13 protein-coding genes are annotated in these 14,996 nt (G+C 71.0%); 6 read left to right on the top strand and 7 right to left on the bottom strand.

The annotated features are described in order from the left end of the window. Positions 1–174: 174 nt before the first annotated feature. Complete coding sequence (locus IEY87_RS33370) at positions 175–1,230, bottom strand: aldo/keto reductase (RefSeq protein ID WP_189142826.1); 1,056 nt, start codon at positions 1,228–1,230, stop codon at positions 175–177. A gap of 95 nt (positions 1,231–1,325) precedes the next feature. Next, complete coding sequence (locus tag IEY87_RS33365; RefSeq protein WP_189142825.1) at positions 1,326–2,144, bottom strand: helix-turn-helix transcriptional regulator; 819 nt, start codon at positions 2,142–2,144, stop codon at positions 1,326–1,328. 215 nt (positions 2,145–2,359) lie between these two features. Here IEY87_RS33365 and IEY87_RS33360 point away from each other — a divergent pair, with 215 nt between their 5' ends. Next, entirely contained in the window at positions 2,360–3,388 is a 1,029-nt protein-coding gene (locus IEY87_RS33360; RefSeq protein ID WP_189142824.1) for a saccharopine dehydrogenase family protein, read from the top strand. Positions 3,389–3,576: 188 nt separating this feature from the next. Here IEY87_RS33360 and IEY87_RS33355 read toward each other — a convergent pair whose 3' ends face one another. Both IEY87_RS33355 and IEY87_RS33350 read right to left on the bottom strand, forming a co-directional pair. Continuing rightward, the gene (locus IEY87_RS33355; RefSeq protein ID WP_372462261.1) at positions 3,577–4,872 is read right to left on the bottom strand and encodes an NYN domain-containing protein; all 1,296 of its coding nucleotides are present in this window, start codon (positions 4,870–4,872) and stop codon (positions 3,577–3,579) included. Between the two features lie 178 nt (positions 4,873–5,050). Further along, positions 5,051–7,759: a sigma factor gene (locus IEY87_RS33350; protein ID WP_189142823.1), complete on the bottom strand. Its 2,709-nt coding sequence runs from the start codon at positions 7,757–7,759 to the stop codon at positions 5,051–5,053. 140 nt (positions 7,760–7,899) lie between these two features. Between IEY87_RS33350 and pyrE the strand changes: the two genes are divergently transcribed. Further along, on the top strand, positions 7,900–8,433 hold the full coding sequence (gene pyrE / locus IEY87_RS33345; protein ID WP_189142822.1) for an orotate phosphoribosyltransferase: 534 nt from the start codon (positions 7,900–7,902) through the stop codon (positions 8,431–8,433). On the opposite strand, the gene IEY87_RS33340 is transcribed toward pyrE, so the two are convergent. Further along, positions 8,408–8,812: a hypothetical protein gene (locus IEY87_RS33340; protein WP_189142821.1), complete on the bottom strand. Its 405-nt coding sequence runs from the start codon at positions 8,810–8,812 to the stop codon at positions 8,408–8,410. The genes pyrE and IEY87_RS33340 overlap by 26 nt on opposite strands. 233 nt (positions 8,813–9,045) lie before the next feature. On the opposite strand from IEY87_RS33340, the gene fbaA reads away from it, so the two are divergent. The 3 genes from fbaA (at position 9,046) to IEY87_RS33325 (ending at position 11,894) form a co-directional block, all read left to right on the top strand. Continuing rightward, entirely contained in the window at positions 9,046–10,068 is a 1,023-nt protein-coding gene (gene fbaA, locus IEY87_RS33335; protein ID WP_189142820.1) for a class II fructose-bisphosphate aldolase, read from the top strand. A gap of 34 nt (positions 10,069–10,102) precedes the next feature. Continuing rightward, positions 10,103–10,513 carry a DUF3151 domain-containing protein gene (locus tag IEY87_RS33330; protein ID WP_225277426.1) on the top strand — a complete coding sequence of 137 codons (411 nt, stop codon included), beginning with the start codon at positions 10,103–10,105 and terminating at the stop codon, positions 10,511–10,513. A gap of 97 nt (positions 10,514–10,610) precedes the next feature. Further along, positions 10,611–11,894: an adenylosuccinate synthase gene (locus IEY87_RS33325; protein WP_189142818.1), complete on the top strand. Its 1,284-nt coding sequence runs from the start codon at positions 10,611–10,613 to the stop codon at positions 11,892–11,894. A gap of 102 nt (positions 11,895–11,996) precedes the next feature. Here IEY87_RS33325 and IEY87_RS33320 read toward each other — a convergent pair whose 3' ends face one another. After that, positions 11,997–12,614 (bottom strand): GNAT family N-acetyltransferase, encoded by a 618-nt coding sequence (locus tag IEY87_RS33320; RefSeq protein ID WP_189142817.1) that lies wholly within the window; start codon positions 12,612–12,614, stop codon positions 11,997–11,999. A 223-nt stretch (positions 12,615–12,837) separates the two neighbouring features. On the opposite strand from IEY87_RS33320, the gene IEY87_RS33315 reads away from it, so the two are divergent. Further along, a complete protein-coding gene (locus IEY87_RS33315) occupies positions 12,838–13,743 on the top strand; it encodes a glycerophosphodiester phosphodiesterase family protein (protein WP_189142816.1) in 906 nt (301 codons plus the stop codon). On the opposite strand, the gene corA is transcribed toward IEY87_RS33315, so the two are convergent. Further along, positions 13,744–14,751 (bottom strand): magnesium/cobalt transporter CorA, encoded by a 1,008-nt coding sequence (gene corA / locus IEY87_RS33310; RefSeq protein ID WP_372462263.1) that lies wholly within the window; start codon positions 14,749–14,751, stop codon positions 13,744–13,746. It abuts the gene before it with no gap. Positions 14,752–14,996 lie beyond the last annotated feature (245 nt).

Below are 14,996 nucleotides of genomic sequence, written 5' to 3'. Positions count from 1 at the left end.
CATGACATGACGCTATACAGAGATGTGGACATCAACGGTCCCGGCTTGTCTGGCGGTGATCGTGTCTTATCGGGGAGGCCGGCTTCAGCCCTCCTGCCAGGTCTGGCGCGACAGCCGGCCAGGCGGGCACGTAGCGATCGACCCAACCCGTGAGCTGCTCGATCGAGACCGCCGTCAGCGGACGAAGGCCTGGGCGGCCAGGCCGTTGACGGTGGTGTCGCCCTGCTGGAAGCCGACCATCGACTCGATCATGTTGTGGGGGTAGTCGAGGCTGGGCGCGGTCAGGGCGTCGAGCCGGGCGATCTGCTCGGCGGTGAGGGTGACGTCGAGGGAGGCGAGGTTGGCCTCAAGTTGCTCGGGGGTGCGGGCGCCGATCAGGGTGGCGGTGACCTCGGGCCGCTGCCGTACCCAGGCCAGCGCGATGGCGGCCACGTTCGTGTCGTGGTCGTCGGCGATCTCCAGGAGCGTGTCGAGCAGGACGAAGGTGGATTCGGTCAGGTGCGGAGCGGCGTAGGCGGTGCGGCCGGAGCCAGGGCTCGTGGTGGTGGTGCGTGAGTACTTGCCGGACAGGGCTCCGCTGGCCAGCGGGCTCCATGGGGTGACGCCCAGGCCGAAGCGTCGTGCCGCGCCGAAGGTCTCGCCTTCGACGGTGCGGGCGAGCAGGGAGTATTCGACCTGCAGCGCGGCGATCGGCTCCCAGTCCCGCAAGCGGGCGGTGGTGGCGGCCTCGGCCACCCACCAGGCCGGCACGTTGGACAGGCCGATCGCGTGGATCTTCCCGGCGTGTACCAGGTCGCTGAGGGTGGACAGGGTCTCCTCGATGGGAGTGTGCCGGTCCCACTGGTGCAGCCAGTACAGGTCGACGTAGTCGGTGTTCAGCCGGCGCAGGGAGGCGTCGAGCTGGGCGCGGATCGCCTTGCGGCCGGCGCCGCCGGAGTTCGGGTCGTCGGGCGCCGTGTTGCCGCCGAACTTGGTGGCCAGCACCACGCGGTCGCGGCCGCCGGGGCGCTTGCCGAAGTAGGCGCCGAGCGTGTTCTCCGAGGCGCCGCCGTTGTACATGTTGGCGGTGTCGATGAAGTTGCCGCCCGCGTCGAGGTAGCGGTCGAGGATGGCGAAGGAGGTGTCGGGGCCGGAGCCCCAGCTGCCGTCGTCGAAGGTCATGGAGCCGAGGGCCAGCGGGCTGACCCGCAGGCCGGAGGTGCCGAGCGTGCGGTACGAGGTGAGGGACATGGCGTTCCTTGCGCGTGTGGGGCGGTTGTTCCACCCACCACCTTCGTCGCTCGGGCGCGGGTGAAGAAGGCCGCGCGAGAGGGGGTGTACGACACCTAGGAACGGCTTCGCGTCGAGACGAGATAGACCAGGGCCTCGGCGCTGCGACTGCCGGGCTCGGGCGTGCCGACCAGGAGCTGCTGACCGGGGGCGTCGTGGACGTCGAAGGTCTGGTAGGTGAGCTCCACCCGTCCGACCGCGGGATGGACGAAGACCTTGAAGGCGCGGGTGAGCCCGCCCACCGACTGGTCGCGCCACAGGTCACGGAACGCCGAAGACGTCTCCAGCAGTTCCTCCACCAGCGCCTTGATCCGTGGGTCGCCGGGGAACCGCCCGGCGTGCAGGCGCAGCGCGCGCACGGTCTTGGGCACGACCTCGTCCCAGTTGGCGAACACGACCTGGGCCTGCGGGTGGGTGAACAGGATCCGGACCATGTTCGTACAGCCCTCGAACGGCGACAGCAGCGCGGCGGCGACGGCGTTGACGGCCAGCACATCGAAGGCGGGACCGAGGACGTAGGCCGCCGAGGCGGGGAAGGCATCCAGCAGCCGCGCCAGGGCGGGGTGGACCTGGGCCAGGCCACCGGGCGGGCCCAGGCGAGGGCTCAGGCCGGCCAGGCGGTAGAGATGTTCGCGGGAGTCGTTGTCCAGGCGCAGGGCGCGGCCGATGGCGTCCAGCACCGAGGCGGAGGGGTTGCGTTCGCGGCCCTGCTCCAGGCGGGTGTAGTAGTCGCTGCTGACGCCGGCCAGGACGGCGACCTCTTCCCGGCGCAGCCCGGCGACCCGGCGCTTGGCGCCTGCGGGGAATCCGACGTCTCCGGGTTCGATGCGCGCGCGGTGTGCCTTGAGGAATTCGCCGAGTTCTGTCGTATGCATGCTGGTCACCCCCTCACACAGACTATGCGCGGGCTGACGTGGGCACTCGATGCGTCAGGCCCTGCTGAGTCGTCTCGACGCGCTGTACCGCGGCAACTCCCTCCGCCGCGCCGTGACCAGGACACATGCGGTCCGGATTCGCCTCTAGCGTGAGAGGAGGCGGGCCCAGTGAGTGAACCCGCACCAGCAACGCGTACAAGGTTCGGAGCAGTGTCATGACCGGCAACGGCCGTTTGATGATTTACGGAGCCACCGGCTACACCGGACGGCTCGCCACCGAGCGGGCCCAGCACCTGGGCCTCGACTACATCGTGGCCGGGAGGAACCCGGACCGCGTCGACGCCCTCGCCAAGGAGTTCGGCGTGCGGGGCCGCTCTTTCGCGCTCGACGACGCGGCGCTGGCGCGCGACGCGCTCGACGGCGTCACCGTCGTCCTGAACGTGGCCGGCCCCTTCCGCAGGACCGCCGGCCCGCTGCTGGACGCCTGCGTCGCGACCGGCACGCACTACCTGGACACCACCGCCGAGTACGACGTCTTCGCCGCCGCCCAGTCCCGCGATGCCGCGGCTCGGGCGGCCGGCGTGATGGTCATGTCCGGCACCGGCTGGGACGTGGTGCCCAGCGACTGCGTCGCCGCGTACGCCGCCGCCCGCGTCACCGAGCCCGTCCGGCTGCGCATCGCGCTCAAGCTGCTCAGCGCCACCCCCGAGGAGGCCGCCGGGCTGAACCTCTTCTCCCGTGGGTCCATCGCCAGCGCCACAGAAGGCATCGGAGAGCTCGGCGCGCTCGTGCGTGCCGACGGCGAGATCGTCGCACTGCCGGAGCCGAAGAGCGCCTCGTTCGACTTCGACGACGGCGGCCCGGAGGTCTGTGTATCCGCCCCCATGGGGGATCTGATCACCAGTCACGTCTCCACCGGAGTCGGCACGATCGAGGTCTACGTCCAGCAAGGGCAGCCCCTGCCCATCGACCTGGACCTAGCCGCGCTGCCGGACGGGCCGAGCGCGGCCGAGCGTGAGGTGGGCCGCAGCAAGGTCGTCGCCGAGGCGACCGGCCGGGACGGCACCGTGGCCCGCGCCCTGATCGACACGCCGACCGGCTACCGCTTCACCCAGCTCTCCTCCGTGGAGATCGCCCGGCGCGTTCTTCATGGCTCATACAAGGCGGGATTCCAGTCCCCGGCCTCCGCCTACGGCCCAGAGCTGGCTCTGAGCGTGGCCGACACCTCGATCACCGACCTCTGACGTACGACCGCCCCAACCTGCGGCCTTCGCTGCTTGTCGCTCAGAGTCGGTGAGCTTCTTCTGCCACTTCGGCTCGGCCAGGACGATCTGCGGGAGCCGGCGGACGGCCGCGCCCGCAGGGGAGGACGGCCGCCGCGCCGCACCCCGGAAACCGAGTGCCCAGGCCGACCCGGGGTGCGACGGGTTCGTCAGTGTCTGGCGCGTTCGAGTGCGTCCCAGAAGCCGCGGCGCAGGGCGTGGCGGACCTCGTCGTGCAGCAGGAAGTCGATCGGCAGGGAGGAGCCCTGGAGCAGCCGGGCCTCCAGGTCCGATGGCATCCGGGGCTTGCGGGCCAGGACGGCTTCAAGCCAGAGTGCGGGGGCGTCGCGGGCGACGGACTCGCCGAAGTCGTGCCCCTCGCGGTGCGCGGACTTGACCGCGTCGGACAGCGTGGTGGCTCCGGCCGTGGCGGCGGCCGGCGGCGACACGGGCGCGGACTGCGGGCCCGTGTAGGCGCCGAACTGCGGCTGCTGGTAGGAGCCGCTGCCGGCCGGGGCGGCGAACTGGCCGGTCGTCGGCGACTGCTGCTGCATGGGGCTGGTGGTCGGCGCCGACTGCTGCACGGGCGCGGGCGCGGGCGGATCGGGATAGGAGTAGGTGGGCAGCGCGGGCGGGTTGGCGGACTGCCCGCGGTCGGCGGACTTCCGGCGGCCGGAGGAGGATCCGGTGGAGGACGACTGGCTCTGCTCCTGGGCGCCCGAGTGCTGCGCGGCATGACTGCCCGAGTGCTGCGAGGCGTGGCCGCCGGTGCTCGAGGAGGACGGCGGCAGCGACGACTGCATCGCGGACGGCAGCGCGGGGGCCGGCAGCGAAGGCGGCGGCGACGAGGGGGCGGCCGGCAGGGAATGGGAGCCGTGCCCGTTGCTGACCGCCTGGCGACGACCGTTGGACGACTCGCTCGTGCCGGTCACCAGGGTGACGTAGGGGCGCAGGTTGGCGCCGCCGAGCTCGATGAGGTCGTCGCTCTCCTGCCTGAGCGTGCGGGACACGGCCCAGCTCGCGTCGGCGGCGATGTGCACCACGGTGACCCTGATGCCGAGGTCCTGCGCGTCGCAGACCACCTGGGCCAGGTCCTCGTCCCCGCTGACCACGACCGCGTCGCAGATGGCGTTGTTGCGGGCCAGCGTCATCAGGTCGCGGTGGACCTGCGCGTCGACGCCCTCGCGACGGCCCGGCCGGATGCGCGAGAGCCGCAGCTTGAGGCCGGGGATGTCGGCGAGCACGTCGTGCTCGGGAGTGCGGCGGCCTTCGACCGTCGCTTCGTACCAGTAGCAGCGCAGCAGCGGCAGGCCGGTACGCTCGCCGGACAGGCCCGACAGGAGTTGCAGCAGACCTGGGTAGTCCCAGGAGACGGATTCGCGATGGCGGGTCCCATGTACGGCCATCGCGCCGTCGGCCAGCAGATAGCCAGCGTCCACGAACAGCGCGCAGCGATCCACTGACACCGCCCCTTTCTTGGTGGTCCGACTTGCTGGCTCTACACCGTCGGAGCCGGACTCGGCGGCCCTGTCTCAGGGTAATGAAACCTGGTGATCGTGCGAGGGTTAATCCCGACGATTCGCCCCTGGACCTGCATGGTGCCTGACCAATTAGGCGAACCGTACCAGTTTGTCCTGATATCGGTCACGGGCGTGCGCGCACACTCACGGCGGCGACTCCGAACAGTACGACGTCCTTCTCCGCGACGACCGTCAGCGCGGGCCTGGCCCCCAATGCGGCGCTGACCGTATCGACGTCGACACCGAACGTCATCTCCGTCACGCCGTTGGAGGAGCCGTCGAACACGTTCGCCGGATCCTGGTCCCCTCCGGCCGGCTCCAGCGGACCGGAGCCGAGCGACACCTTGTCGCCGCCGAGATCGGCGTCGCCCTCCCAGGTGACCAGCTCCGCCCTGGCGGCCGAGGCGGCGGGCTCCAGCCCGCCGAGCGGCACTCGTACCGGCCCCGTCCCGCCGCCGATCACGGCGGCGCCGTCGACCACGACAGCCTGGCTGTACGGCCGGCGCGGATCGGTGGCGACCACCACGAGACTCCACCCCGCATGTCCCCCGAGCACCGCCCGAGCCACCGTCCCCCGCTCCCGCACCGCCCGCCCCGGGACCCCGCCCGCCACCGGCGCCACCGTCACGTGTCCGAAGGTGTCCTCTTCGGTCTGCGGGTCGGTTTCGTGGTCCGGAGGGACGGCGCTCATCGGGGCGTCCGCCGCCCACCAGATCCCTTGCCGGCGGCCACCGCTCACCAGGCCGGTGACGTCCGCGTACGCCTGGTAGGCGGGTCCTGCGGGCAGGGCGCGGTGGGCCACCTGGCCGGGCTGGATGGTCACGTATCCCTTGCGCCCCGGGGGCCTGAGCTTGATCGGGCCGGCCTCTTGGACGCTCGCCGACCAGTAGAGGCCCGCCCACACGACGCGACTCCCCTTGGGCAGGGCGAGCACGGCGCCGCTGGAGGCGTGGGTGCCGGCCGCGCTGTCCTCGTCGAGCAGGCGCATCGGCCACAGGTCGTTGTCCCGCTGGTCCCCCCTGCGGCGCCTGGCCTCCAGGCAGTCCTCGCGCTCGGCCGGGCAGGTCAGGAACGAGTTGCCGACCGCCCTGACGGTGACCTTGCCGTCGGCGGCGAACCTGGCGGGGGCACCGGAGGGCCGCACCCCCGTGGCGGCCCTCGCGGTGAGCTTGATGGGGCCGGCCTCGACCCTGAGGGTAGGCCCTTGACCCACCGGCGCCTCGGCGGCCACCTGCACCCGCAGGAACACCGCCGTCCTGCGGCCCGCGCCGAGCGGCCTCCTGGCGCACCTGGCGCCCGTCCCGGCCGGACGGCACACCCAGCCGTCCACGATCCCCACCGGCCGCACCGGAGCCCCCGCGACGGCCGCCCCCGCCCCCGCACGGACGGTGGAAGGGGTCCGGGCGGTTCGGACAGTGGAAGCGGTTCGGGTGGTTCCGGTGGTTCCGGCGGTTCGGGTGGTTCCGACGGTTTCGGTGGTTCGGGTGGTTCTGGTGGTTCGGGTGGTTCTGGTGGTTCGGGTGGTTCTGGTGGTTCGGGTGGTTCGGCGGGAGGTGATCGGGATGACGCCTTGGGTGCGGCCTCGGGGGGTGACCAGGGTGACGCCCGGGGGCAGCTCGATGGCGGTGTAGACCTCCTCGCTCGGCGCGTCGCCGTCGTTGCGCAGCCGCATGGCCACGATCCCCCGCTGAGCGCGTACGAGCGAGCCCATGACGGCGATCGTGGCGCGCAGGCCGGCTCTGGCCTGCTCGGGGCGGGCCTGGGCGGGAGGTGCGGCAGGTTCGCGGGCGGGGACGCGCTCGGGGCGCGTGGTGGGCTGGATGTGGGACGGGAGCAGGGGCGGCGCCTTGAAGGGCGACGGCTGTACGGAATCCGCGGACCTCGCGACCGGGGCCGGCGGACCGGCGGGGACCAGGGCGAAGGCGGCGGCCACGGCCAGCACCGTGGCGGCGCCGCCGGACACGACGAGCCACTGCCGGCCGGGCAGCCGCCGCAGGAGGCCGAGCGCGCGGGGCAGGCCGTTGGCCATCAGCCTGCTGTGCGCGAAGCCGGACTCGGCCATCGCGGTGGTGTAGCCGGCGGCGGCCGTACCGAGGACGAGCGGACCGACGACGGCGCGCAGGCTCCGGTTGACCTCGGTCAGCTCCCGCAGGACGGTGCGGCAGCCGGAGCAGTCGCTCACGTGCTCGTCCACGGCCTTGGTGTCGCGCCGGGTCAGCCCGCCTCTGACGTAGGCGCCGAGCCTGCCGAGCACCGGCCCGCACTCGTGCGGCGGCGAGCTCGCGAGGTGGGCCTGGAGGTAGGCCTGGCGCAGCCCTTCGCGGGCCCGGTAGGCGAGCGCGGCCACCCCGTTGGCCGACAGGCCCAGCAGGGGCGCCACGGCGGCGGGCCGGGCGGCCTCCACCTCGATGTGCCAGAGGACGGCGCGCCACCGCTCCGGCAACGACAGGTAGGCCCTGGCGATCGGCGAGCCGTCGAGCCCGGCCAGCGAGGGATCGACGAAGGGCAGGCCGGGGTCGAACGGCTCGGCCTCGCCGCCCGTCACCTGGTGGCTCTGGACCAGGGAACGGTCGTGAACGGTCCGGCGGACCACGGTCAGCAGGTAGGTCCTGAAGGCGGTGTCCGGGCCCCCGCCGCGGCCCACCAGGTCCAGGATCTTCGTGAAGGACTCGGCGACCACGTCCTCGACCTCGTCCTCGCCATGGACGAGATGGCGGGCCAGGGCGCGGGCGGCCGCGACGTGGCGCTCGTAGAGCCGGCCGTAGGCGGGGGCATTGCCCGCTCTGACGGCATGCAGGAGCTCTGTGTCGCTCTGCGGTGATTCCACACTCATAGTGACCTCGCGGTTACGAACCGTTGCCCGCACAGTCATTCCGCATCCACCCCCATGGTTAAACCGAACGCGCCTCTTTGCCTGCGGAAGGGCTGCGGGAGGGGCTTGGGTCGGCTGATCCGGACTCTAAGCTTGGTTCCATGACAGACCGCGACAGCCTGCTGGCCGAGATCAAGAAGAAGGCCGTCGTGCACGGCCGGGTGGTGCTCTCCTCCGGCAAGGAGGCCGACTTCTATCTCGACCTGCGCCGGATCACCCTCGACGGGGTGGCCGCGCCCCTGGTCGGCCGGGTCATGCTCGACCTCACGGCGGACCTGGAGTTCGACGCGGTGGGCGGGCTCACGCTCGGCGCCGACCCGGTGGCGACGGCCATGCTGCACGCCGCGGCCGCCCGCGGACGCACGCTGGACGCGTTCGTGGTGCGCAAGGCGCAGAAGGCGCACGGCATGCAGCGCAGGATCGAGGGGCCGGAGGTGAAGGGACGGCGGGTGCTGGCGGTCGAGGACACCTCCACGACCGGCTCCTCGCCGCTGACCGCCGTCGAGGCGTTGCGCGAGGCGGGCGCCGAGGTGGTGGCGGTCGCCACGATCGTCGACAGGGGCGCGAGCGCCCGGATGGCGGAGGAGGGCCTGGACTACCGCACGGCCTTCACCCTGCGGGACCTCGGGTTGTGAAGGACTCGCGCCCTCCCGGCTCGCCCTGCGGGCGCCGCTCGCCGTTCTCGGTGACGCGGACCGTGCCCGCGTCGGACAGCACCACGTCCAGCTCCGGCTCGAAGTAGCTGACCTCTTCGCCCCTGCTCATGTCGCGGTGCTGCAGCACGTCGCCGCCGGGCACCCGGACGGTCACCAGGGGGCAGGTGTCGGCCACGCACTCGATGCGCAGGGTCGGCGCCGGAGGGCTGCTGCCGGCGGTGGGGCTTCCCGAGAAGGGCTCCCGCACCGGCACCTGCTCGCCGCCGTCCGAGGCGAGCAGCGCCCGCCCGCCGATCACCAGGAGCGTCACCACGGCCCCGGTCGCGAGCACGGCGAGTGCCAGCCGGGCGAGGCTCATCGGGGCTGACCTGTGGCGTCCCACAGGGGGGAGCGTACCCCGTGGTAAGACGCCTTTCCCGTTGTCTGCCGGGGGCGGGCGAATACGCCGAGTATGGTGAGTTATCACGCCGGGTCACGAAGGCACGTGAGCGCGCCCATCCGCGAGAGCCCGGCGGGCGTTGTCTCTACCCCGGCGGGTAGCAAGACCGGGATACTGGCAGCGCGATGCCGTACTTCTCAGGGAGATGACTCATGCCTATAGCGACCCCAGAGGTCTACGCCGAGATGCTCGACCGTGCCAAGGCTGGCGGGTTCGCCTACCCAGCGATCAACGTGACCTCCTCCCAGACGCTGAACGCCGCGCTGCGCGGCTTCGCCGAGGCGGAGAGCGACGGCATCGTCCAGGTGTCCACCGGCGGCGCCGAGTTCCTGTCCGGCGCCACGGTCAAGGACATGGTCGTGGGCGCGACCGCGCTGGCGGAGTACGCCCGCGTGGTGGCCGACAAATATCCGGTGACCGTGGCCCTGCACACCGACCACTGCCCGAAGAACAAGCTCGACGGCTTCATGCGGCCGCTGATCGACATCTCGCTGCAGCGGGTGGCCAAGGGCCTCGACCCGCTCTTCCAGTCGCACATGTGGGACGGCTCCGCCGTACCTCTGGAGGAGAACCTGCAGATCGCCGAGGAGCTCCTCGACAAGTGCGCCCGCGCCAGGATCATCATGGAGATGGAGATCGGCGTGGTCGGCGGCGAGGAGGACGGCGTCGTCGGCGAGATCAACGAGAAGCTCTACACCACCCCCGGTGACGCGCTGGCCACGGCCGAGGCGGTCGGGCTGGGCGAGCGGGGCCGCTACCTGCTGGCCGCCACGTTCGGCAATGTGCACGGCGTCTACAAGCCCGGCCACGTCAAGCTGCGGCCCAGCGTGCTCAAGGACATCCAGGAGGCGGTCGGCGCCAAGTTCGGCAAGGACAAGCCGTTCGACCTGGTCTTCCACGGCGGCTCCGGCTCGCTGCTGGAGGAGATCCACGAAGCGATCTCGTACGGCGTGATCAAGATGAACGTGGACACCGACACGCAGTACGCCTTCACCAGGCCGGTGGCGGACCACATGTTCCGCAACTACGACGGCGTGCTCAAGATCGACGGTGACGTCGGCAACAAGAAGGCCTACGACCCGCGCGCCTACGGCAAGGCCGCCGAGGCCGGCATGGCCGCCCGCGTCACCGAGGCGTGCGAGCACCTCAAGAGCAGTGGGACGAAGATCTCCTAGCCACATTGACGGCCCGGCGGGTATGACTTGTCCTATGGATAACCTTCTCGCCGGGCCGCCCCCGACTCACCTGCCGGACCTGCCCGAGGCCAGGGAGGCACTCGAAGCGGGCGCCAAGGCTTCTGACGTGGCCGCCCGGTTCCCCGCATATCCCGCCGCCTGGGCCAGGCTCGCGGAGGAATACTTCGCGCAGGGCCACGCGGTCACCTCCTACGCTTTCGCCCGCACCGGCTATCACCGGGGCCTGGACCAGTTGCGTCGCAGCGGCTGGAAGGGGCACGGGCCGATTCCCTGGGACCACGAGCCGAACCGTGGCTTCCTGCGCTGCCTGGCCGCCCTGGCCAGGGCCGCCCAGGCGATCGGTGAGAAGGACGAGGCCGAGCGCTGCGGTCAGTTCCTCAAGGACAGCAGCGGGGAGGCCTACGACGCGCTCACCAAGAGCTAGCTCTTGGGACGAATGGACCCACTCGGGTAGTCTCTGTACGCAAGAGCCCCTGTCGTGCTTGCGCCAGGGGTTTCGTTTTGTGTTCGGGAGACTCACAATGCCGGCTGCCGTTCTCGTAGGAGCCCAATGGGGCGATGAGGGCAAGGGCAAGGCCACCGACCTTCTCGGTGGCGACGTCGACTACGTCGTCCGTTACCAGGGCGGTAACAACGCGGGTCACACCGTGGTCATCGGTGACCAGAAATACGCGCTGCACCTGCTGCCGACGGGCATCCTGTCGCCGGACGTGGTGCCCGTGATCGGCAACGGCGTGGTGATCGATCCCGGCGTGCTGCTGGGCGAGATCGACGGCCTGGCCGCGCGCGGCATCTCGGCCGAGCGACTGCTCATCTCGGCCAACGCGCACTTGATCATGCCGCACCACAAGACGCTGGACAAGGTCACCGAGCGCTATCTCGGCAAGGCCAAGATCGGCACGACCGGCCGCGGCATCGGCCCCGCCTACGGCGACAAGATCTACCGCGTGGGCGTACGGGTCCAGGACCTGCTCGACCCGGGCATCCTGGCCAAGAAGATCGAGATGGCGCTGGCGGAGAAGAACCAGGTGCTCACCAAGGTCTACAACCGCCGCGGCATCGAGGCGGAGGCGGTCCTGGAGGAATACCTCGCCTACGCCGAGCGGCTCAAGCCGCACATCGCGGACACCTCGCTGGTGCTGAGCAAGGCCCTGGACGAGGGCAAGTTCGTGCTGCTCGAAGGCGGGCAGGGCACGCTGCTGGACATCGACCACGGCACCTACCCGTTCGTCACCTCCTCCTCGCCGACCTCGGGCGGCGCCTGCGCCGGCTCCGGCATCCCGCCGACGCGGCTGACCAAGGTGATCGGCATCCTGAAGGCCTACACCACCCGCGTCGGGTCCGGCCCGTTCCCCACGGAGCTGGTGGACGACATGGGCGAGTGGCTGCGGCAGACGGGCGGCGAGTACGGCGTCACCACCGGACGCAACCGGCGCTGCGGCTGGTTCGACGCGGTCATCGCCCGGTACGCGACCCGCATCAACGGGGTCACCGACTTCTTCCTCACCAAGCTCGACGTGCTGTCCGGGCTGGAGCGGATCCCGGTGTGCGTGGCCTACGACGTGGACGGGGTGCGGCACGACGAGATCCCGATGACGCAGACGGACTTCCACCACGCCAAGCCGATCTACGAGGAGTTCCCCGGCTGGCAGGAGGACATCACGGGCGCCAAGACGTTCGACGACCTCCCGCCGAACGCGCGGTCGTACGTACGGACGCTGGAGGAGATGAGCGGCGCGCCGATCTCGGCCATCGGCGTGGGCCCCGGCCGCGACCAGACGCTGGTGATCCGCTCGCTGGTCTGACCCCTGAGGGTGATCCGCTCGCTGGCCCGGCCCTTGATAGTGAGCCGCTCCGCTGGTCCGGCCCCTGAGCTGGACTGCCCCCTGCCGAGGCGCCAGGGCCCCCTACCGGGGTGCCAGGACCGCCGCGGTCACCGGTGACAACAGTCTCCACCCGAGGCTCTCGTACAGCGCTCTGCCCTCGGGAGTGGCCACCAGGACGCCGGTGGTCGCGCCTCTGGAGAGGGCGGTGTCGACCAGGGTCCGGATGACGACGCCGCCGAGGCCGCGGCGGCGGTGCTCGGGGGCGGTCTCGACCCGGTCCAGCACCGCCGCCCGGCCGGCGACGGCGAGCTGGCCGCGGGCGGCGATCTCGCCCGCCTGGGTCAGCAGGCGGGCGGCGGTGACGTCGGAGCGGGTGGTGATCGCCATCGTGTAGCCCGCGGGCGGCTCGGCGCGCTCGCGCGTCAGCGGGGTGGTCATCATGAACTCCGGCGGGTCGATCGTCCAGGTGGGCGGGAGCCACGGGGCGATCAGCTCCGCCGGGGCGCAGAGTTTCAGCCAGGTGCCGGGGGTGGTGATGGCCGCCGTCAGGTGCTGGACGAGGGCGGGGGTCGGCGTGGGCAGGATGTGGCGCGCCACGTGACCGGGCCGGCCGACGTCCACGCGAAATCCCCAGGGTTCGGGGACCGGTGGCGGGGTCTTGCGAGAGATGACCCAGCCGTCCACCCATGCCCGAACCATGTCGAGTTGGGTAGTTACGAGAGCCTCCGTCATGGTTCCTCAGCTTATTGCAACAATGTTGCATTCATCGATTCATTTCTGGTGGGGTGGGTGGGACGCCGGAGTGGAACCGGGTTGCCTGCCCTTGGGCGCTCGACCAGCGGTAGCGACTCCGCGTATCACCGCAAAAAGGACACGGCGTGGCGGCGCGTAGCAGTGGCCGGAGCCCGGTAGTGTCCCCGGTGTGCGCGTTGAGATACATGGTCATCGGGGAGCGAGAGGCCTCTGGCCCGAGAACACGCTGCCCGGCATGAGCCGTACGTTGGAGCTCGGCGTGCACGCGCTCGAGCTCGACGTCGCGCTCACCGCGGATCGGCGGCTCGTGCTGACGCACGACCTCACGGTCTCCGCCGTGACCAGCGCCGACACCCGGCCGGTCAAGCCGGACGACCCCGCGTTCCCCTACGTCGGCAAGCCCATCAACGCGCTGACCCTCGCGCAGTTGCGCACCCTGGACGTCGGCGTGCGGCTGCCCCGGCACCCCGACGACGTGTTCGCGGTGACCCAGGTGGCGATGCCCGACACCCGGATGCCCACGTTCGGCGCGGTGCTCGGCCTGGCCAACGCCTACGCCGCCGAGAACGTACGACTGCACGTCGAGCTGAAGTCCGACCCGACCAGGCCCGCGCTCACCGCCGATCCCCGGCTCTTCACCGAGCTGGTGATCGACGAGCTCGAACGGCACGGCAGGCTCCGCAACGCGGCGATCCTGAGCTTCGACTGGCGGATCCTCGGCCACGCGGCCGAGCTCGCGCCGGACACGCGGCGCTTCGCGCTGATCGAGCTCGACACTCTGGACTGGAACGGCCCGCCGGCCGACGACGTGGCCGCCGCCGCGCGCGACGCCGGCGCCACCACGCTCTCGCCCGAGCACGTCATGGTGGACGAGCGGCTGATGTCCCAGGCCGCGGCGGCGGGGCTGGACGTGGCGGTCTGGACGGTCAACGACCAGGCCCTCGCCGCGCGCATGCTCGACCTCGGGGTGGCCGGGATCGTCACCGACTATCCGGACCGCATGCGTGAGGTGTGGCAGGAGCGCGGGCTCGAGCTGCCCGATCCTGTCGGCCCGCTCAAGCCGGTCGGCGTCTGACTACAGCCAGCCGTTGCGGCGGAAGCCGCGGTGCAGCACCACGCAGGCGGTGATCATCACGGCCAGGATGGCCGGATAGCCCCAGACCTGCTTGGTCTCGGGCATGAAGTCGAAGTTCATGCCGTAGACGCCGGCGATCATCGTGGGCACGGCCAGGATCGCCACCCAGGACGAGATCTTGCGCATGTCCTCGTTGGCCAGCGCGTTCGAGCGGGCCAGCGCCGCCTGCAGGATCGAGCTGCACAGCTCGTTGGAGGACTCCACCTGCTCGCACACCCGGGACAGGTGGTCGCCGACGTCGCGGAAGTATTCGCGCATCTCCGACGGGATCACCCGCCGCTGGGGCAGGGCGGCCAGTGGCGTCTGCAACGGGGTGACCGCCCGCTTGAGGTCCAGCATCTCCCGCTTGAGCTGGTAGATCCGGTTGATGTCGCGGGAGCTGACGTCCGCGAACACGGTGGCCTCGACCTCTTCCAGCTCCATCTGCATGAGGTCGGCCACCTGAAGGTAGCGGTCCACGACGTGGTCGGAGATGGCGTGCAGCACACCGGCCGGGCCACGGTCCAGCAGCTCGGGGCTGTCCTCGATGCGCTCGCGCACCTCCGCGAGCGGGCAGTGCTCGCCGTGGCGCACGGTCACCACGAAGTCCACGCCGAGGAACACCATGATCTCGCCGGTGGCGATGATCTCACTGGTCGCGGTCAGCTCGTCGTGGTCCAGGTAGGCGATGGTCTTGAGGACCATGAACAGGGAGTCGCCGTAGCGCTCGACCTTGGGACGCTGGTGCGCCTTGACGGCGTCCTCGACCGACAGCGGGTGCAGGTCGAAGACCTCGGCCAGCCACTCCACCTCGGGGGCCGCCGGCTCGTGCAGGCCGACCCAGACGAACGCCTTCGGGCCGTCGGAGTCCTTGTTGTGCCTGCGGACCTGGTCCAGGCACTCCACGATGCCGGAGGCGGTGGTCTTCCTGCCTTCGACGTAGGCGGCGTACTCGACGATGGAGTCGATGGGAGGCACGCAGGCCTCAAGCACCGGCTGCACGTGCGGGCGCGGCTGGTGACGCGGTGCGGGGTGACGGTTGATACGACGGAAGAGTGTGGACGAGCGCATGGCGGTCTCTTTCCGCCCGACCTGGCACGCTCCACGCGCGATGAAAGGTCACCTCAATCGAAAAGAATGCGTGGAGGCACGATCAGGCTGCCGGATTGGAGTGGTCGGGGGTATCTGGGGTGTACGTGAACGAGCACGTACTG

The sequence above is a fragment of the Nonomuraea glycinis genome, from assembly GCF_014646515.1.
In the GTDB taxonomy this organism is placed as follows: domain Bacteria; phylum Actinomycetota; class Actinomycetes; order Streptosporangiales; family Streptosporangiaceae; genus Nonomuraea; species Nonomuraea glycinis.
The sequence above is the reverse complement of the archived record's forward strand: the minus strand, read 5'-3'. Positions and strand labels throughout refer to the sequence as shown.